Annotated in this window: 16 protein-coding genes; 4 read left to right on the plus strand and 12 right to left on the minus strand. The window is 42.7% G+C overall.

Going from position 1 to position 19331, the window contains the following annotated elements; all coding sequences use genetic code 11:
• Window positions 1–3: 3 nt before the first annotated feature.
• Both ACAX20_RS08045 and nhaA read right to left on the minus strand, forming a co-directional pair.
• Window positions 4–3651: a PKD domain-containing protein gene (locus ACAX20_RS08045; RefSeq protein ID WP_371185269.1), complete on the minus strand. Its 3648-nt coding sequence runs from the start codon at window positions 3649–3651 to the stop codon at window positions 4–6.
• Between the two features lie 495 nt (window positions 3652–4146).
• A complete protein-coding gene (gene nhaA / locus ACAX20_RS08050; protein ID WP_371185271.1) occupies window positions 4147–5364 on the minus strand; it encodes a Na+/H+ antiporter NhaA in 1218 nt (405 codons plus the stop codon).
• Between the two features lie 341 nt (window positions 5365–5705).
• Between nhaA and ACAX20_RS08055 the strand changes: the two genes are divergently transcribed.
• Window positions 5706–5990, plus strand: coding sequence for a CBU_0592 family membrane protein (locus ACAX20_RS08055; RefSeq protein ID WP_371185273.1), 285 nt, complete (start codon window positions 5706–5708; stop codon window positions 5988–5990).
• Here ACAX20_RS08055 and ACAX20_RS08060 read toward each other — a convergent pair.
• Entirely contained in the window at window positions 5987–7180 is a 1194-nt protein-coding gene (locus ACAX20_RS08060) for a cystathionine beta-lyase (RefSeq protein ID WP_371185275.1), read from the minus strand. The genes ACAX20_RS08055 and ACAX20_RS08060 overlap by 4 nt on opposite strands.
• A 396-nt stretch (window positions 7181–7576) precedes the next feature.
• The gene (locus ACAX20_RS08065) at window positions 7577–10051 is read right to left on the minus strand and encodes a DNA polymerase II (RefSeq protein WP_371185277.1); all 2475 of its coding nucleotides are present in this window, start codon (window positions 10049–10051) and stop codon (window positions 7577–7579) included.
• A gap of 94 nt (window positions 10052–10145) precedes the next feature.
• Here ACAX20_RS08065 and dinG point away from each other — a divergent pair, with 94 nt between their 5' ends.
• Window positions 10146–12239 carry an ATP-dependent DNA helicase DinG gene (dinG, locus tag ACAX20_RS08070; RefSeq protein ID WP_371185279.1) on the plus strand — a complete coding sequence of 698 codons (2094 nt, stop codon included), beginning with the start codon at window positions 10146–10148 and terminating at the stop codon, window positions 12237–12239.
• Between the two features lie 117 nt (window positions 12240–12356).
• On the opposite strand, the gene ACAX20_RS08075 is transcribed toward dinG, so the two are convergent.
• A complete protein-coding gene (locus ACAX20_RS08075; protein ID WP_371185281.1) occupies window positions 12357–13157 on the minus strand; it encodes a sulfite exporter TauE/SafE family protein in 801 nt (266 codons plus the stop codon).
• Between the two features lie 75 nt (window positions 13158–13232).
• Window positions 13233–13904 carry a 7-carboxy-7-deazaguanine synthase QueE gene (queE, locus tag ACAX20_RS08080; protein ID WP_371185283.1) on the minus strand — a complete coding sequence of 224 codons (672 nt, stop codon included), beginning with the start codon at window positions 13902–13904 and terminating at the stop codon, window positions 13233–13235.
• Window positions 13905–14047: 143 nt separating this feature from the next.
• Between queE and queC the strand changes: the two genes are divergently transcribed.
• Window positions 14048–14716 carry a 7-cyano-7-deazaguanine synthase QueC gene (gene queC, locus ACAX20_RS08085; RefSeq protein ID WP_371185285.1) on the plus strand — a complete coding sequence of 223 codons (669 nt, stop codon included), beginning with the start codon at window positions 14048–14050 and terminating at the stop codon, window positions 14714–14716.
• A 159-nt stretch (window positions 14717–14875) separates the two neighbouring features.
• On the opposite strand, the gene ACAX20_RS08090 is transcribed toward queC, so the two are convergent.
• From ACAX20_RS08090 to ACAX20_RS08110, 5 genes are all read right to left on the minus strand, one after another.
• Window positions 14876–15313 carry a hypothetical protein gene (locus tag ACAX20_RS08090; protein ID WP_371185287.1) on the minus strand — a complete coding sequence of 146 codons (438 nt, stop codon included), beginning with the start codon at window positions 15311–15313 and terminating at the stop codon, window positions 14876–14878.
• A 111-nt stretch (window positions 15314–15424) separates the two neighbouring features.
• Window positions 15425–15814 (minus strand): hypothetical protein, encoded by a 390-nt coding sequence (locus ACAX20_RS08095; protein ID WP_371185289.1) that lies wholly within the window; start codon window positions 15812–15814, stop codon window positions 15425–15427.
• A 49-nt stretch (window positions 15815–15863) separates the two neighbouring features.
• On the minus strand, window positions 15864–16175 hold the full coding sequence (locus tag ACAX20_RS08100) for an antibiotic biosynthesis monooxygenase (protein ID WP_371185290.1): 312 nt from the start codon (window positions 16173–16175) through the stop codon (window positions 15864–15866).
• Between the two features lie 72 nt (window positions 16176–16247).
• Complete coding sequence (locus ACAX20_RS08105; protein ID WP_371185292.1) at window positions 16248–16406, minus strand: hypothetical protein; 159 nt, start codon at window positions 16404–16406, stop codon at window positions 16248–16250.
• Window positions 16407–16570: 164 nt separating this feature from the next.
• Complete coding sequence (locus ACAX20_RS08110; RefSeq protein ID WP_371185293.1) at window positions 16571–17797, minus strand: RNA-guided endonuclease InsQ/TnpB family protein; 1227 nt, start codon at window positions 17795–17797, stop codon at window positions 16571–16573.
• 202 nt (window positions 17798–17999) lie between these two features.
• Here ACAX20_RS08110 and tnpA point away from each other — a divergent pair, with 202 nt between their 5' ends.
• Window positions 18000–18230, plus strand: a complete 231-nt coding sequence (tnpA, locus tag ACAX20_RS08115) for an IS200/IS605 family transposase (protein WP_371185295.1) — start codon at window positions 18000–18002, stop codon at window positions 18228–18230.
• 193 nt (window positions 18231–18423) lie between these two features.
• On the opposite strand, the gene ACAX20_RS08120 is transcribed toward tnpA, so the two are convergent.
• Complete coding sequence (locus ACAX20_RS08120; protein WP_371185297.1) at window positions 18424–19092, minus strand: hypothetical protein; 669 nt, start codon at window positions 19090–19092, stop codon at window positions 18424–18426.
• Between the last annotated feature and the right edge of the window lie 239 nt (window positions 19093–19331).

Here is a 19331-nt window from a genome sequence, read left to right on the forward strand (position 1 = left end):
TCCTCAATTCACCGTTAAGACAACCGGAATTTCTCTAACAATCGCGACTTGATCGGCGTTGATCAATAATCTAAAAACAATCGTATGACTTTTCTCGTCATCAAAGTCGCCCTTACTGAAGGTGACATCAAAGCGAATGGTATCACCAGGATTTACATTTTCGATCGGCGTACCTGACAGTGCCAAAGGCATATCTGTTGGCCTTATACTTTTTATGGTATTTGCAAAGTCACCGACAGCAACCATAGATACCGTAATATTGCTTTCTATGCTGTTCACGGCAGAGAGTATCGCGTCAACAATCTCATCACTGTTGCGAGATAGGCTAAAAGACTCGCCGCCCGTATCATTTGCAATACGTACAACATCCTCAACCTCACCTCCTGACTGCAAACCAAACACCCTTAACCCACGAGAGCGCAACGTTGACAGCGTTTCAGTGTAGCCTGCGCCCGGATAACTGACATTGTCATCGGAATTGTGAAACATCGCATCAGTTGCTAAAAATATGATGGGCAGGGCCCCCGAACGCCAGCCGACAACGCTTTTCGATGTTTGATATAACGCTTCAAGTTGGCTTTCAGGAAAGTCGCTACCGCCTAGAGTTGCTAAATTATTTAAGGCTGCCGTAACTAAGGAATAATCACTGGTTAACGCCTGATCGAGACGATATTCATAATCTTTTTCGGTTCCATATGGCGCTATCGGGAAGTCACTGAAGCTTGATAAACCGATATGAACGTTTTTACCCGCGCTTGCGAACGCTTGCATTAGATCGTTGGCTTTACTTCGAAACGTTGCAATATCATCATCATAGCTCCCCGACACATCAACAACAAACACCACGTCAACCATATCAAACACACTGGTATCACTTGGGAAGGTTATCTCCACCGTTTGCGTGATTTCATCAATGTCGAGAGGAACCGAAACAGATAATGGCGTATCTTTACTGATTTCAACACTTTCTAAACTATCGATCGCTGCTTGAATTGCGCCTTCAACATTAAGTCTTGCCCCCTGATTGACATGGATTTCATTTTCTTGGGCCGTTAAAGAACGAGTGAATACCGTACTTTGATCATCAGTTAAGGTTACCTTGTTGGTTATCGGCAACGCCGACTGGCGCAGCAAATTTTTAATTTGACCAGGTATCAGGTTGGGGTTTATCGATTGCATTAACGCAACGGTTGCTGTGACCAAAGGAGCAGCATAAGACGTGCCTTGAATCTCAACTAGCGAACTATTTTCAAAGCCTACAATCGTGCCACTTGCTGCGATATCTACGTTGCTACCAAAATTCGAGTAACTCGAACGCTTAACATCAGCGACGACACTGCTATCAAAACAAGAATCCGTAAAACTGGTTGCCTCTGCATCATCTTCCGCTAGCGCATCAGTATAGTTTCCACCAGCACTATGCGCGCCCACCACAATCAACTGTTCACTGGTAAATGACGAAGGAATACGGTTGAGTTGATCACCAGAATCGGTAGCTCCATTCCCAGCTGAACTGACGATGACCACGTGCGGGTGATCTTTTTCTAACACCGCAAAAAAATTATTTAAGGCTATGTTATACGAATCGAATTGGACTTGGTTAACAATATTATTTCGAACAAATGCACCACTACATGTCAGTGGCCCATCACTGATTTCATCAATCGAAATAGCTCCGTCGCTGTTGATGTCTTCAGCGACCTGACGGTGAATGCCCCAACTCCAGTTTATAACCGTCGCACCGTTTTTAATCATTTCTAGGGTGCTGTTAAACGGGTCGCCACCTTGAATTTGAACATTGACCCCACCATGATGTTTTGCCACTGCCGCGACAAGTCCCGCATTACCCGCATCGCCGAGCTGGCCAATCATAATACCCGCAACATTACTGCCATGATTACCTATTTCAGGGCTACCCACAGAACTTGGCTGCTGAACACTATACACCGTAATATTTGACAAATCTGTGCGATTATTTTTTGTGTAACGTGAAAAATCAGGCAAGGTGAAGTCAATACCCTGCTCTCTAACACCAATGGCTGCAAAGTAAGGTAATATTTTTGCTGCTTCATAACCAACTTTTTCCGCATACAGCGTGGCTCCTTCCTCTACTCTGTTTCTATCTCGCTGCTCAGCAATGTCGGGGTCTTTACTCCAATCGATGGCATCAGGTTGCAATACATTCTCTATTCGCACATTGTCTACGGTTGGATCAGCCAATAACGTTTGCCTTAATGCCATTATTTCATCGATTGTGGTCGCATTAGTTGAAATTTGCCAATACCTTAAGGGGGAATACATGCCGATGATGTTACCGTTAACTAACGATGCAAGCCTTTCTGCGGTTGCCAATGTGTTATGCTCTGGCAATAACGTCACTATGAGGTATTCTAATACATACAAAGTCCCCGCGGCATCACTAACAACCGCTGCTGGGTCATACTTAACAAGGCCGTCATTTGTTGCACTAAAGAACACATCATTGGATACCGAAGCACCATCTTTGACATTCAGTGGCCCAGACGTCATGCTTGTCGTCACCGTAAATTCAAGTACATTCGAGTCGATTAAATCAGGCGTTATTACCTCACCTGATAAAGTAATTTTAGTATCGGCTGACACCTTGTCATTCACAACAATGGTAATCTTTTCACCAACCGTACCGAATTCTGGCGATATCGAAGTAATAAAAAATGTCTTTAAATTATTCACACTGACGTTAACACTATCCGAGGCGCTGGCGCCGTCATTGTCAGTGACGGTTAAACGAAACGTCAATAGCTCTTGTGACACCACTTCTGGGGCCGCAAATGTAGGTTGGGCAATGGTATCATCGGAAAGAGTAACCAAATTACCAGCAGTCTGAGTCCACTGATAGGAACGAATAGAGCCATCCAAATCATTGCCCGCTCCCATCAGTGTAACCTTGGTATTTTCATTTACAACTTGGTCCAAACCGGCGTCCGCTGTAGGTAATTTATTGATGTGTAAAATAGAAATATCGACATTATCTGATGCAACGCCTCCGTCATTATCGGTTACTGTTAATGTGAATGATAATGTTTCGTTCGCAACAACATCTGGCGCGGTAAACGTGATATTTGCAGAGGTTGTATCCGACAACAACACCGATGTCCCGGATACCTGTTGCCAGAGATAGCTGGCAATGGCGCCATCTTCATCTGTACCGACTCCGGACAGTGAAACGACAGTATTTTCATCAACGACTTGATCGTCACCCGCATTCGCCGTCGGTAATTGATTGACCTGGCGAACGAAAACATTAATTGTATCCGACGCCGTAGCGCCATCATTATCGGTAACAGTTAAACTAAATGTTAAGGTTTCGTCCGCTGATACATCTGGCGCAGTGAAACTTGAGGACGCATTCGTGTTATCAGATAACGCCACAGAGGTACCCGCAGTCTGGGTCCAGCTGTAACTCGAAATAGAGCCATCTTCATCTGAAGCTGTGCCAGACAAAGATACTGATGCGTTTTCAGTGACAGTTTGATCAACTCCTGCGTTTACGGTAGGCGCTTTATTTGTTTGCCCACCGCCACCAGATCCCCCTCCGGAACCACCGCCAGAGCCCTCGTCCCCCCCTCCACCTCCACAAGCAGACAAAGAGAGTACGAGCCATAATGACACAAGCCATTTCGTGCGTTTGAATTTAAACCCAGTCATCCTATTCCTTTGTTACTATTAGTAAGAATTTTAGGAACACCAACACTCAAATTCTTTTGTATGTCTATAAATTTAAGGACAAATTTCTGATCATGTCCATTTTCTATAGGCAACTCGACTGGTTAAAGAGAGGTATTTGTAATACCGCTACCAACGATTAAGTAGCAAGTCATTAAAACGCTAAGAGCTCGATTATATAAGGCCTTGATAGACAACACCTTGTTCATGAAATGTCAAAAAATGTTACTTTTGAAATATCTCATTACCATTTACAGCGTTCTATTTTTAACGTAAAAACGCTATAACTTTTAATACGTTACGATCAGAATACAAAATCCCATCATGTGAATGATTAAATTTTTATAAACGGATATAAAAAAAGACCTTGTCACATCAAACTTTAATGTGAAAAGGCCCTTTCTATAACATTAATTTATTTACAATATCTTGATTCTGCCGCTATGTATGTACTTCTGGCTTTGCCGCTGCCACAGCTTCTGGTTGTTTTTTTAGTGACATTCGCAATACAACAAAACCAATAACACCGGATAACAGTGAGCCGACGATGATACCTAACCGCTCATCGAACAGCTTGGTAAAGTTAACCGAATCAAATGACAACGACCCAATGAATAAACTCATGGTAAAACCAATCCCACACAAGGCAGACGTCCCATAAAGTACTTTGTAATTCATGCCGTTAGGAAGTTCGGTTAATTTCATCTTGACCGCCAACCAGCAAAAGCCAAAAACCCCAACTTGCTTACCAATAAGCAAACCTAAGGCAATACCGATTGGCACTGGGTGTAATACATTATCCATGGTTATCCCGGTTAAATTTAATCCTGCATTGGCAAAGGCGAATACGGGTAAAACAAAGAATGCCACAACCGAATGTAAATCATGCTCCAATGACTTTAATGGCGAATAATTGGGTCTTGTATTCGATTTTAGAGGAATAAACAGCGCCAGTAACACGCCGGCTAAGGTCGCATGAACACCCGATTTTAACATCGAAACCCACATAATAAGCCCAATCACAATATACAAGCTACGTGCTTCCACTTTACGGTTATTAAGCAACGCTAAAATCGGTACACAGGCTGCGACAATCATTAAGCTGGTCATTGAAATATCGTCGGTATAAAACGCTGCAATAATAATAATGGCGCCAATATCGTCGAATATAGCCAACGAGGTTAAAAATATCTTTACCGTTGCTGGTACACGAGAGCCAAGTAATGACAACACACCTAATGCAAAGGCGATATCGGTTGCCGCTGGTATTGCCCACCCTTGAACGGCTTGCGGATCATCGTAGTTAAAATACACATACACCAGCGCAGGTACCAACATACCACCTATGGCGCCAACCCCTGGCAGAATAATATTTTTTTTATCAGACAGCTCGCCTTCAACAAGTTCGCGCTTTAATTCTAAACCTACAAGGAAGAAGAAAATCGCCATCAAACCATCATTAATCCATAGCAATAACGGTTTCGCGACTTCCAATGGACCAACCCGAACCTCAACCGGGGTATTCAAAAACAAATCATAATAGGTGGACAAGGCGGTATTGGCACAAATCATCGCCAATATAGCGGCTAGCATAAGAATAATACCACCAGCAGATTCCAGTTTGAAAAAACCGGTTATGTAGTTCTGTTCTGTTTTCATAGAGCTCCGAAATGATTATTAGCAGTGATTTATGTTGCCACAATCACCTTATTTTTCTCTGTTATAAAAGATTTGATATTAAAAATCAAAGCAATGCCGCATTGTTTGCACGAAATACGAACAACTATGTCACATAAAATAACATTATTAACATATTCATAAAGAACTCAAACGAATACAATAGCGCTGATTTAGTGACTCCGTCACCTCAATTCACTTGGCATCGTAATACCAAGTAGCAGAGGAACTTGCTTTTGTCGGACAGGCAAGCTACGACGTACGATGAATGTCCTGACATGCCCTATTGCTTTGTGCAATATATTTAGTTATCGAGATATAAAATGTTTGCTGATATAGTCGGCATGATTGGTACCGTACTTACCGTCGCCGCGTTTTTCTTAAACCAAGTTGATCGCATTGACCCTAAAGGTCTTCCGTACAATATAATGAATTTAGTTGGTGCAATTTTATTGCTGATCAGCTTATCTATTCACTTCAACTTAGCCAGCTTTGTGATTGAAGTGTTCTGGATATTCGCCACCATCGTTGGGTTATATCGCTACCATCAACGTAATAAGCGCATTAAAGAGTTGCAAATGCAAGCAGATAGCTTGCCGTATATCTAACGGCAAGTAGCCGCTAGGGCTTGGTTAAAACGCTCAAGCCCTTGCTCTAGATCATCAATTAAGTCTTCGACGTCTTCTAAGCCAACATGTAAACGGACCAGCGTAACATTTTTTGGCCACGTTGTCGCCGTGCGCATAGTATCAATATGGCTATTGGCAAGAATTAAGCTTTCATATCCTCCCCAAGAAAAACCCATTTTAAAATGTTGCATGTGATCAAGCATTGCCGCTATGGCTGTGGGATCAGAGTCTTTCAAGACAAACGAGAATAAACCATTGCCCCCCAAGTAATCGCGCTTAAAAAATTCATGCCCTGGACTCGATGCGAGCATGGGATGCAGCACCGTTTCGACCTCATCCCGTTTTTGTAGCCACTTAGCCACCTGCAACCCTGCCTGTTGATGCTGTTTCAAGCGCACGCCGAGTGTTCGTATTCCTCGCATCGCCAAATAGATATCATCCGGCGATGCACATTGTCCGAGCAAATAGGAATGTTCGCGTAAGGTCGGCCAGCATTTTTCATTCGCTGTTGCCGTGCCTAACATACAATCTGAATGACCAACTATGTATTTCGTTGCTGCTTGCACTGAAACATCAACGCCATAATCAAACGGTTGAAAATGAAGTGGCGATGCCCAGGTGTTGTCCATGATGACGGTAATATCAGGGTTACACTGTTTAGCCGCAGAGCAAATTCCTGGCACATCTTGCACTTCCATCGTTAATGAGCCAGGTGACTCTAAAAATATCACCTTAGTATTGTCTCGAATAAGCGTCGATATGTCAGCACCAATCATCGGATCGTAAAACGTCACTTCGATACCTAGATTAGCTAAGGTCTTGCTACAAAAGTCACGAGTTGGCTCATAGACATTATCAACCATTAACAAGTGATCGCCATTTTTTACAAACGCTAAAATCGCGCTAGTAATTGCTGCCGTGCCACAAGGGTAAACATAACAGCCCGCTCCCCCTTCGAGCTCACACATTGCTTCTTGAAAAGCAAACGTTGTAGGGGTGCCACGACGCCCGTAAAAAGGTACTCGCTCAGCACGTTTTGCAGTCGCTTGTTTCATCTCGCGAACACTATCAAACACCACCGTTGATGCACGATATACTGGAGGATTGACCATACCTTGCGTCCACTGTTTGCTACGCCCCGCGCTGACAATCTTAGTATCTTTTTTCATAGTCATTTATCCCCAAAACAAACACTGATAATTATACGTGAGCTTTTGATTCACAATAATTGGCAATCTAGCCATCTAAACAACTCTTATTTTTATACCGAACATCATAGTAAAAAGCACGAATTTTTATTGTTTATTAAATAGAGGGGTTATTTCACGTTAACATTTGACGTTCAAAATAGCTGGATATGGCAACCTAGCAACAACCTTTACATTTGCATTGCTCTGAAGGGTTGCAGTGAAGCATTGCTAGGAAAATGCTCAATCGGCCCCCCTTTTCACGATCCTCCTATTTATCGGAACATCCCACGGTAACAGCCAAGTCATACGTCAGTGTTGGTCATTTCCTACACCTGAGCAAGGTGCCTCGATTACGTGATGACGAACCACCGTGAACTAAAATAGAGACATTTGCTCATCAACAATTTGCGCAAATTGTTTACCAACAAACGGTAAAATACCATCAGCGACAGCACCTAACTGGCGTTGAATATACAGGGGGTAATCAATCGCCGCGTCAATGTGTTCTATTGCTTGGGGTCCATCAACCGTGTACACATATTCAATCCAGGTGCGCTGTTGATAGCGAAGTGGCTTCCCTAAAGTGGCATTTTTATCATCGGCATGACGCGCTGCTTTAACATGTGGTGGCACATTTTTTTGATATTGGGCTAATTCTCGCCTGATCCGCTTGCGATAAACCAAGTTTTTGTCAAAGTCACCTCGTAAGGTTTTTTCCACAATATCTCGAATATACTCTTCAACAGCTTCCCCTTTAAACACCTTCATATAAAGCGCTTGCTGGAAATCTTTCGCCAATTGCGTCCAATCGGTACGGACGGACTCTAAACCTTTGAAAATCAAGCGTTCATTATCACCTCGGCCGACAAGGCCGGCATATCGTTTTTTCGTGCCAATATCTTGGCCTCGCACCGTCGGCATCAAAAATTGATGAAAATGAGTTTCAAACTCAATTTCTAGTTTGGAAGTGATACTATAGTGCTCTTGCAAATGCGACGTCATTTTATCGTTTATTAAGGCCATCATCTGTTCGCCAATATCCATACTTTCGGCATCACTTTTATCATCGCCGGCATGAACAAATATCGAATCGGTATCGCCATAAATCACGTTATAGCCCAGTACTTCAATCCATTGTTTGGTGAGTAACAATAATTGATGTGAACGTTTAGTAATAGAGCCCGATAGACGCGGATCGAAAAATCGACACCCAGTTGATCCTAACACCCCATAAAAACTATTCATGATGATTTTTATGGCTTGTGACAATGGCGCATTATTGTCAGCTTTGGCTTTATCACGTTCCTGCCACAGGGTTTCGATGATTTTTGGTAAAAAATGTTTATCTCGTGAGAAATACGCGCCATCAAAGCCGGGGATCGGTGAATAGCTTGCCACATCTGACATCATCTTTGACGCGTGAGTCAAATCGATGGAGTCCTTATCCACCATTAACTCATTACCAGGGTCACTATTCGTCTTTACATGCTCTTTTATGCCTTCGATCATCCCCATCGGATCAATCTTAAAGGTGCGAATAATACTTGGATACAAGCTTTTAAAATCAAGTACCAGGACATTTTTATAGAGCCCAGGAATTGAGTCCATAACAAAACCACCTGGTGAGACCAAATCACTCTCACCATCCCCCATATTTGGCGCCACATAGCCAGCCCGGTGCAGTTTGGGTAAATAAAGGTTGGTAAATGCCGCCACACTGCCACCAATCCGATTAAGCTCAAGTCCGGTTAATTGAGTGCGTAAAATAGCGTATTGCAGTAGTTGTGTCTTTTCAAAAATAAGCCACACTAAACGACAATCTTCAAGGTTATATTCCGCAAGCGCTTGCTTTTGATATAAGAATTTCCGAGTGATTTCCGCCATGCGGTTATCGACATCATCAATCGCCTTACCAAGCCCTAGCAGTGATTGGGCGACATTTTCAAGCGCGAAACTTGCAAAGCTATAGGTGGCCGACTTAAGCATATCAATGCCGTCAATGACCACACGCCCTGCAATATCCATAAATGATTGTTCAGGGCTTAATCGATTTTGTCGCCAATGCGGCGCACTGCCATCACGTCCAATCGCAAACTTAATGTTATTTAAATCAAAGCGACGTTGTAATACCTTAAAGTCAAAATTAATGACGTTCCAACCAATCATGACATCGGGATCGAGCTCACTTATCAGACCAATAAAGCGCATTAGCAGACTGTATTCATCGTCAAGCCATTCTATGTAATCGCTAGCATCGGCTTCTTTCTCGCCAATCATCAATACTTTTTCAATATTGGCACCGTCAGCTGTTTGACCATAGAAACCAATAGAGTACAACTCACCGTCAAACGCGCATTCAATATCTATTGAAAGCATCAATAGCGAGGGTTTATAGTTTGCACGGCGCATCTTAGCTTTTGTTATTCGTGAAAAGCCATGAGCAACGCTTGCAAAACCGGTAAATTCACATCCACCATTAATAAAGCGCTCCATAACATAGCGATCTTCAGGACGGATATCGTCCTCATAACATTTTATCGACGCCTGGCTCAGTATGTCCCGAGCACGAAAAAAACTGGTCAGAGTCTTGAAATACAGTGCGTAGACAGGCTGTTCAGAGAATGTGCTCATCGGTACGGCTTTATCTTTAACGGCAATGTTGGCATTAAGCAAATATTGGCGAGCATTATCAATGCTGACCGACTCGACAAAAAATACCGCCTGTTGATCAGCAATAACAAGCTCAACGGGTCCTATATCGGTTTGTAACCAATAGGTAAGTTGTAATGCCCCGTTAACGTCTCGGGCTTGGCGAGTGAGTACAAAACCTTTTTCGATGCGTGACTGCATTTTGGCTCGAATTAAAATAAAAACCTGTTAATATATACAGCACATGGTAACGGTTTATGGCGATAAAAAAAAGCGCCGCGGAAATTGAAGTTGTATGTTAGGTGAAAAAACCAAGGAAACCATTCGCAGCGCCTATAAAAATATTGGCAAAAGTCTGGAAAATTTTAGTCCTCGTAAAGAGCAGGCATACCTGATTGCTGAAATTGCAAAAACGTTGGCCGGTGAATACAGTAAAGATACCCGTCACATCGTCATTGAAGCCGGCACGGGGACAGGTAAATCGTTAGCATACTGCCTGGGTACCATACCGCTTGCGTTGAAACGCAAAAAAAAGGTCATCATCTCCAGTGCAACCGTTGCTCTTCAAGAGCAGCTGGTTGATAAAGACTTGCCTTTCATTTTGAAACACGCAGGTATCAGCTTTAACTATTGCTTGGTTAAAGGACGTCAACGTTATGTCTGTAGACAAAAACTGGCACTCGCCAATCATGGCAATGCTGATGACGAGGACATAAGCCAAACCGTCATGTTTGAGCAAAAGCCCAATAAACAAGACATCAACCTATTAAGGCGTTTAGACAAAGCCCTTAATGAGGGTAAGTGGCAAGGCGACCGCGATACCTGGCCAACGCCTATTCCAAATCATATTTGGCAACATATTCAGTGTGATAAACACAGTTGCTTGCGCCACTTACCAGAGCACAGTCATTGTCCGTTTCATAAAGCTCGTGAACTTATGGATGTTGCCGATGTATTAGTGGTCAATCACAGTTTGTTATTAGCCGACCTTGAATTAGGTGGGGGAAAAATTCTGACTGATCCTGAAGACAGCATCTACGTGATAGATGAGGCACATCATTTACCTGATATAACCCGGGATCATGCGTCAGCCATGGCAACCGTGAAAGGCGCCATTGAGTGGCTCCAGCGTGTCGCCGTCACCAGCGATAAAATCAATAAACTATGTAGCTCGGATCGTAGCATATCACCGAGCATCAAACTGGCGGACTTTTCGGATGAGATGATCGCTGATTTACGAAAAGTAAATGAATTTTTTGACGCCAACCAAAACCTATTTTTTGCCCAAGACAGTCAATACCGCTTTGAAAATGGCGTCATTCCCGATGAGCTAAGACATATTGCTGATGATATTCAAACCGTAGCGCATAAAGCACTGGCTGAAATAAACAAACTCTATAATTTGTTGCTTGAGGAAGTCAAAGACGGCAATGTGCAAATGCACAAAGCCGAGCCGTTACTCGGTGAAGCGGGTTTTGAAATTCAGCGCTTAGAAAACTTAGAGAAAATTTGGCAAATGTACGCCAAGCAAGACTCAGATAAAGGGGCGCCGTTAGCACGCTGGATTGAGAAAACCAGCGGTAAGCGCGATGACTATTTAGTCAGTGCTTCCCCCATTGACGTCGGGTTTATGTTACAAGATGCCTTATGGAATAAATGCGATGGTGCAGTGTTATGCTCAGCAACGATTTGCGCGCTGAACTCCTTTGAACATTTTCGCCGTCAAGCTGGCCTTGGCATCAACGATGGTACCCAATACAAGAAGTTAAATTCACCGTTTAATTATCAAGAAAATGCCGTATTGTTTATCCCTAAAATGCAATATGAGCCAACCGCTAGCGATGCATTCACCCAAGAGCTGATCAGTAAACTGCCTAAACTGCTGCGTGAAAAACAAGGCAACCTAGTACTATTTTCATCTTACTGGCAAATGCAGCAGGTTGTCGACGCGCTGAGAAAAAAGAAAAAGTATCAAGATATTTTGGTCCAAGGTGAAGAATCACGACAGCAAATCATTGATACCCATAAGGCCCGCTGTAATAAAGGCGAAACAAGTATTGTTTTTGGCAGTCAAAGTTTCAGTGAAGGGTTGGACTTACCGGGTAAATACTTAACCAACTTGATCATTACAAAATTGCCATTTGCCGTACCAACCTCGCCCGTTGAACAGGCTCAAGCGGAATACATAAAACTCAAAGGTGGTAACCCGTTTATGCAAATTGCTGTACCTGATGCATCAAAAAAATTGGTGCAGTCTTGTGGGCGCTTACTGCGTAATGAAAAAGATACCGGTATGATCACCATTTTAGATCGACGCTTAGTGACCAAGCGTTATGGCAAAGAATTGATTAACTCACTGCCCCCTTACCGCTTAAATATTGAGGCGTGAGTTTACCTCGAACGCTTACCGATACATATCTGATTTATCATAATAAAAACACGTAGTGCTGTCTGTACGAGCTCATGTTTGCTGACAAGCATGAGCTAGCGTAGACGCAAATACCAGCTATAGGACGTGGCTCACCATTTTCGCGCTGATTAGCATAACAAAAACAGCAAAGACTTTGCGTAGCGTATTTATCGGTAAACTGTGTGCCAATTTCACGCCCACCGGTGCGGTGAGATAACTGGTAAACGATAATACGATCACAGCGGGCCAATAGACAAAGCCCCAATGATTATCAAGGTTAATCGTCACCGGCCAGCCATTAACGATATAGCCTAAAGTACCAGCTAAGGCGATAGGAAATCCGCAGGCCGCTGAAGTACCAATCGCTTGCTTGATATCAACATTACGATTAGCAAGATATGGTACGGTTAACGTCCCCCCCCCAATGGAAACAAGTGACGAAATAGCACCAATGCCCGCTCCAGCAGAAAACAATGAGCGCCTAGAGCCCAGTTGTTTTGACTCAACAACGGGTTTATTGATAAATAAATTAATGGCAACGTACGCCATAAACAGAGCGAAAAATACCGCTAAATATATCGGCTTGCTGTAAGCGGCGATATAGGTGGCAAAGAACGCACCTAATAAAATCCCCGGCACCATTGATTTCACGACCGGCCAGAGTACACCTTGTCGTCTATGATGTGCTTTCAAACTTGATATTGACGTCACTATGATACATGCCATCGACGTACCAAGCGCTAAATGAACAATGTGCTCGCTACTCACGCCCATCATAACAAAAATGCTGGTCAGCATCGGTACCATAATGGCACCGCCGCCAATGCCAAGTAATCCAGCAAGCACACCCGTAACCGAGCCGAGTAATAACAGTAAAACGACAATTTCTAACGTCACAGGTGGATATCCTTATCGTTGCAAATGTGCTGACAATACGTTGAGCTATATAAACCCTGATTGGATTAGCCGATATTACTCAATACCAATGTATTTGTGAACTTGAATCGACAAACGCCAGTTATTGGCAATGCACGTATCAATGGCAAGTTTCGTCGCTCGCTCTTTTTGACTGATTGGTTGAAGATAAACTTGAGTATTTTCTACGTTATGCTCTTTTATCAACGCTTTTAAATCATTAACGTGTTGCTCTGTTGCTACTGGATGCTTAATTTCATTGGCGCGTTGCATCGCGCTTGCAAGCACCTCATAGCCTCCACGCATATTCACTTTGGGAGATACCGTTACCCAACATGCGTCGGTTGTGTTAATTTCAAAGGTCCCCGATGTTTCAATTTGTGTCGAGTAACCTTGGCGCTCAAATAAAGTGCACAACGGTGTTAAGTCATACATCGCTGGCTCGCCACCGGTAATAACAATATGACGTGCATGATAACCTTGATCTTGTACGGTCTGGAGAATATCCTCGCTCGTCATTGCCACCCACTCTTCCGTCTCTGATGATTTATTAAGCACCGTTTGAGCAGAGACTTGTTTGTCAAGATCAATTTCCCAGGTATGCTTAGTATCACACCAACTACACCCTACGGGGCAGCCTTGTAAGCGAATAAAAATAGACGGCTGCCCAGTAAACGAGCCTTCACCCTGAATGGTTTCAAATAATTCATTGATTTTATAAACAGTCATAATATGTTTTTCAAAAATGGGACATTTCGAGTAAAATTATGCTTTTAGCAGAACTTTTTTGCAGATGTCGGTCAGTATACCTTATCTGCGACTAAGTTGATTAACTATTTCATCAAAATGCTTACTAAGCAAAAGGCGTAATTATGTCAGACACTCCTTCAAACAACGTAGTGGTCATTTATTCAGGCGGGATGGACTCGTTTACCGTTCTTAACAGGGCTTTAGAAGACGGTAAAAATGTCTACGCACTAACTTTTGATTATGGACAAAAGCACGTTAAAGAAATTGAATACGCACGGAATGTCTGTAATGAACTAAACATAGAGCACAAAGTCATTGATATTACTGCGATCAACCAATTGCTTGCCGGATCGTCACTTACCGATAGCATTGATATCCCGGAAGGTCATTACGAAGAAGAGTCGATGAAATCGACTGTAGTACCCAATCGCAATATGATCCTATTGTCGCTTGCAGTTGGCTATGCCGTTTCCGTTGGTGCATCACAAGTATACTACGGCGCCCATTCAGGTGATCATGCGATATACCCAGATTGTCGACCTGAGTTCGTTGAAAAAATGAATGACGTGTGCCAAATAGCCAATTACGAGCCAGTAACAATCCATAGTCCATACCTGCTCCAATCAAAAATTGAGATTTTAACGGACGGTCTGCGCATGGGCTTAGATTATAGTAAAACGTGGACGTGTTATAACGGTCGTGAAAAAGCCTGTGGTAAGTGTGGGGCGTGTCAAGAGCGTCTCGAGGCGTTCAGCGAAAATAATCAAACCGATCCGCTCGCTTACGAATAGTCATTAGCTGGCATTGTTAGACCCATAGACACAGTGCCCGCGAAAAGCGATAACTGTGTCTGGTTGGATTTTAACCCTCTCCTCAATAATCCTCTATGAGACGATATGGTTTTTACGTATTGGGCAATGCTAATGCAATGGACTCAGTGATATCTGCCGTTAATGACCAACGGTATCTTTACCTTCACCACCAAAGTGAGTTGCTAAGTAACCAATAATAAAACCGATAATCGCCCCTTCCAGCGTCAACCAAAACGGTGAAGAAAACAAACCGGCTTCATCAAACACCGCTAACAGTAGGGCTTGCATCGTATCATAAGCAAAAAACACTAAGACAAAATTCATCCACGCGCCAATTAACGGTGCCCTAAACCACCATGGCATAGGCAGTTTTAAAATAGGATGATAGGTAAATACACCAAACACGCCAATGATAGCGCCTACCGTCGTATACCAAAACAACAGCCCCCATCGCAACAATTCATTTGCATCGGGTAAGAAATACGGTAAACAAAAAAAGCCGACTAAACCAAACAAAAATCCGAGAAACTTACCTATGGCAATGCGTGTCATTAATGATGGCGTAGTAAACATCATTTAAGTCTCCTATTGGCTTGTCACGTTAACGAGTAAGTCCATTGATATACAACATAAATACACAGTATGTGTTAAGCATAAGAGGAAAATACGTTATCGCCAATGATGGCCTTATAAAATCATTGCACCATGCATCGCAAAACCCCCTATTGCGACAAAGAACAGCCACTGAAATAACTTAAGCAACGGTTTTTCTAATCCGGATCTCAAGGCGATGATGATCTGCCAAAGTGCAAACGCTAAGTAATTACTCGCAATGAACGTTGCCAGAACTTTACCGCTTGCCACGGAAATAACTCCGAATCCAGCGAGTAGCAATACAAGTGTTGACAATAACAGAAAAACCGATACGTAATGAAACACGCAATGCATCACATGCTTAGCAACGGTTGGCACATTCGCCGTTAACATTGGCGTTAAAAACTGTTTTTTCCCCACAGTAAAATGGCCAACAACCGTAAATAACGCTAACATCCCAGATAATACAAACCATAGATTCATCAGATCTTCTCCAATTGAGTCAAGATAGATGGGTAATGCCCAACGATATTTAGCGTAAATTCCAGTCCTTGGCAGGAACCGTGTAGACACGCTTTATTTCTACAACCTCTACACGGTAGGAGTCATACCACCGGTCTTGGCCATTGTGTTGTGCTAACCAATGTTGGGGATCATTCTTCCAATGTTTTATTGATTGTTCATTCGGCCAATAAGAAATGGCTATTTCTTTCATACCATCACTTAATGCAACAAAATCTAAGCAACCATATTTTGTCATCGCCAGATCCCGCATTATCGCCACAGTTGAATGATATTCATCATCCAAAACGGCCGTTGTCGCAGTAAAAATAACCGCATACATCGTTGCTACCCCTTTTCGATAATAACAGCTATGCCACCAAGTAAGATTTTAAAGATATATTGTTTTTCGACATCATTTGTTTTTTTTAAACACACCTAGCCAAAACGCCAATTCAAACACCCCACCAACAACAGTAAATATCAACATGCCCTTTCGACTACCAACAAGGTAAAAAGCAAGCGCAACAACGAATAAAACGACCAAAATAAGCCAACGGGTAACATTACTCATCATCATATTCCTATAAGTATAGATTTACTTCTCTGCTACTGGGACTCAGGTTATCAATAACACAGCGCTAACGTCGCTCATTCATCATGGTTGGTGATGCAGTGAACTACCCATCGACGCCACTACGTGTCGATCAATGGGCTTCAACAGTCTAGCTTTTAAAGCTAGGCTGCTTCATTTTTCTCAGTTCCAACAGCAAACTCCGATAGCTCGAAGACTTTCACTTTACTAGCTGATTTCTGCTGAGACGTGGGTCTTACCCTAGCGACGATTCCAGCCGCAATTAAGTCAGTTTCACCTGTTTTGGCTATGCTTTTAGCCGCTGATAGGTCACGGCTTTGGTGGGTTCCGCAAGTCACACAGGTGAAATATCTTTCGCCCAATGTTAAAACATGGTGCTGACCGCATTCCGCGCAAATCCCAGTGGATTTCTCGAATCGACCTATTTCGTGATACAACTTGCCTTCTAACTCTGCTTTATATTTCGTAAGCTGAGTTATCAAGCCCATCACATTGTCGGCCACCATGTAACCATTGAACTTCTGCATCGCCTTAACGTTTAAATCTTCAAAACACGCAATATCATTTTCATTGATTATCTGTCGTGATACTTTGTGCGCAAAGTCGAGTCTTTGACTTGCGATTTTACCGTGTAATTTATTGATGCGTTGCTTGGTTTTGTGCCAGCGATTTGAGCCTTTAATCCGGCGTGCAAGCTGACGTTGTAGTTGATTTTGCTTATCTATCGATTGCTTTAAAAACTTCGGGTTGTCGGCCACATATCCGTTCGAACCGACAACTGTTTGTTTCGAGTTGATATCAAAACCCGTGATGGTCTTTAAAACTCGCAGCGCTGTTTTGCACTCAACTTCCTGAGTGATGCTACATTCCCATTTACCGTGGCGGTATTGAACTGTGACAGTTTTAATTTTGCTCGCTAGTTCACGATGCAAAACGATTGGCACCTTGCCAACTTTAGGGATGCTGATTGTGCCATCCTCAATGCGGATGCAGTTTGAATTGTTGACAGCACGAAACGAGTCATTGTGAAGTTTTTTCTTTTTGTAAGATATTTTATGCTTTGGAAATCGTTGCAAACGCTTCTTTGAAAATGCGCTCTTTAATGCCACCTCCAAGTCACGTGCAACTTGTTGTCCTGCCGCGGAGTCAAACGCTTTAATCCAAGAAAACTCTTCGAATGGCTTTAACTCTTTGAGTAATGAGGCCATGTCTTTATAAAATAGAAAGGTTTTGTCGTACTCATATCGGCGGATATTCTCAGATAACAGCAAGTTCCAAATCCCACGTGCTGTCGCGCCAAACTCAACGAGTTTAACTTCCTGCTCCAGCGTAGGGTTAAGCCTATAGTTGTATCTAAGCGTCTTTTTCATATACTGTATAAGATACTGTGTATGGCGAGGTTGTCAAGATGGAATATGAAACAAAGTCACACTGTAAATATCTAATAGCGTTACATTTAATCTTAGTTGTGAAGTATAGAAAAAAATTACTGCAAGGTGATTTAGGTGAATTTGTAAAACAAAAATATCTGAACTTGAAGCGCGTTCAGAGTTTAATATTGAAGAGTTCGAGGTGGACAAAGATCATATACACATATTGTTGACGATATCGCCCACCATCTGCGTTGCGAGTTACGTTCGCAGGATCAAACAATCGACGACGCAAAGCCTATGGTCGAAATTTAAGTGGTTAAAAAAGCAATTCTGGATTGAAAAAACATTTTGGTCTGACGGGTATTTTGTTTGCTCTGTTGGTAATGCATCTGCTGATACAATTAGAAAATACATTCAAGAGCAAGGTTAGCCATTCCGATTCATCCCATCGACGCCGCTACGCGTCGATCAATGGGTTTTCTCGGAAAAATTCGATAAAACAGTTCTGCGTACAGAAACAACAAAATAAAGTATGCATGAGAATAGCGATAGGCAACCACCATGCTCATGCATTAACGTTTTAACGCCATAGGTATGAGTGAGGCGTAAGCATTATCACCTGACTATCTTTTTTTATCGAGCGCTTGCTGAATTTCATCAAGTTGCTCAGTCGTAAACGTGCCATGCTCAAGGATATTCGTTATGGCGGCCACCGGTGAACCGTTATCGGCGAACTTAACCACAAAGTTTTTATCGGCGTTAATGTGTTTTATAAATTTCTTTGCTTTTGCTGTGTCACCATCGGTGTCGATGTCTATGACCATCACATTATCAACATCGCCAAGTTGACTTGTCCAGGCAAATGCTTCACCTTCTTCACCTTGTTTAATAACGTGTTTATGCTTACCCATCAGCATCACTTTTTTACCATCGACCTCTTCAAGTACTGGCATATTCGTTAGTGTGCGGATCAGTAGATCTTGCGTCTCTTTTGATAAATCGGCTACTGCTGCACGCAACTGCTCTTCATCGTGAATAGCATCTTTGGGTATTTCAAAGTTTTGCGTATTGCCATTTTCAACAACAATGACTTGGGCATAGTCACTATTGTCATTGACTATCTCCATTTTAAGCTGAACATCATCCTTTGCATGAGTAAATGACGTCGTAAACGCCAGTGTCGCTAAAATCGACGTCAACCACTTTTTACGCGAACGGCGTTGCACATAACCGGTATTATCAGACGGTTGCGTGCTTTTACTCGCCCTATTTATTGTGTTTATAGCTCTCATCGTTTTCTCCATACTAGATATTATTCGTTAAGGGATTCGCCCTACAAGGCGCTCTCTGTTTCAATCAAAGTTCGTACCAAGTTTTACTTAGTAACTAAAACTGATCATTAATCGGCCTAACGTCAGTCACTTGGGGCTACTCGTCTAACACTATGCGAGCAAAGATTATCATCACCAAGAGCTATTCATAGGCACAATACTTTCGCAATTGCGGATAATCTATCCCCATATGGGGAAAT

It is taken from the genome of Thalassotalea sp. Sam97, from assembly GCF_041379765.1.
GTDB classification, from domain to species: Bacteria; Pseudomonadota; Gammaproteobacteria; order Enterobacterales; family Alteromonadaceae; genus Thalassotalea_A; species Thalassotalea_A maritima.

Excerpts from the sequence above, each read along its gene's own strand:
- ACAX20_RS08100 (WP_371185290.1), bottom strand. The coding sequence starts at position 16,175 with ATGTATGCGGTTATTTTTACTGCGACAACGGCCGTTTTGGATGATGAA.
- ACAX20_RS08065 (WP_371185277.1), bottom strand. The coding sequence starts at position 10,051 with ATGCAGTCACGCATCGAAAAAGGTTTTGTACTCACTCGCCAAGCCCGA.
- ACAX20_RS08055 (WP_371185273.1), top strand. The coding sequence starts at position 5,706 with ATGTTTGCTGATATAGTCGGCATGATTGGTACCGTACTTACCGTCGCC.
- ACAX20_RS08110 (WP_371185293.1), bottom strand. The coding sequence starts at position 17,797 with ATGAAAAAGACGCTTAGATACAACTATAGGCTTAACCCTACGCTGGAG.
- queC (WP_371185285.1), top strand. The coding sequence starts at position 14,048 with ATGTCAGACACTCCTTCAAACAACGTAGTGGTCATTTATTCAGGCGGG.
- ACAX20_RS08105 (WP_371185292.1), bottom strand. The coding sequence starts at position 16,406 with ATGAGTAATGTTACCCGTTGGCTTATTTTGGTCGTTTTATTCGTTGTT.
- ACAX20_RS08090 (WP_371185287.1), bottom strand. The coding sequence starts at position 15,313 with ATGATGTTTACTACGCCATCATTAATGACACGCATTGCCATAGGTAAG.
- dinG (WP_371185279.1), top strand. The coding sequence starts at position 10,146 with ATGTTAGGTGAAAAAACCAAGGAAACCATTCGCAGCGCCTATAAAAAT.
- queE (WP_371185283.1), bottom strand. The coding sequence starts at position 13,904 with ATGACTGTTTATAAAATCAATGAATTATTTGAAACCATTCAGGGTGAA.
- nhaA (WP_371185271.1), bottom strand. The coding sequence starts at position 5,364 with ATGAAAACAGAACAGAACTACATAACCGGTTTTTTCAAACTGGAATCT.
- ACAX20_RS08095 (WP_371185289.1), bottom strand. The coding sequence starts at position 15,814 with ATGAATCTATGGTTTGTATTATCTGGGATGTTAGCGTTATTTACGGTT.
- ACAX20_RS08120 (WP_371185297.1), bottom strand. The coding sequence starts at position 19,092 with ATGAGAGCTATAAACACAATAAATAGGGCGAGTAAAAGCACGCAACCG.
- ACAX20_RS08060 (WP_371185275.1), bottom strand. The coding sequence starts at position 7,180 with ATGAAAAAAGATACTAAGATTGTCAGCGCGGGGCGTAGCAAACAGTGG.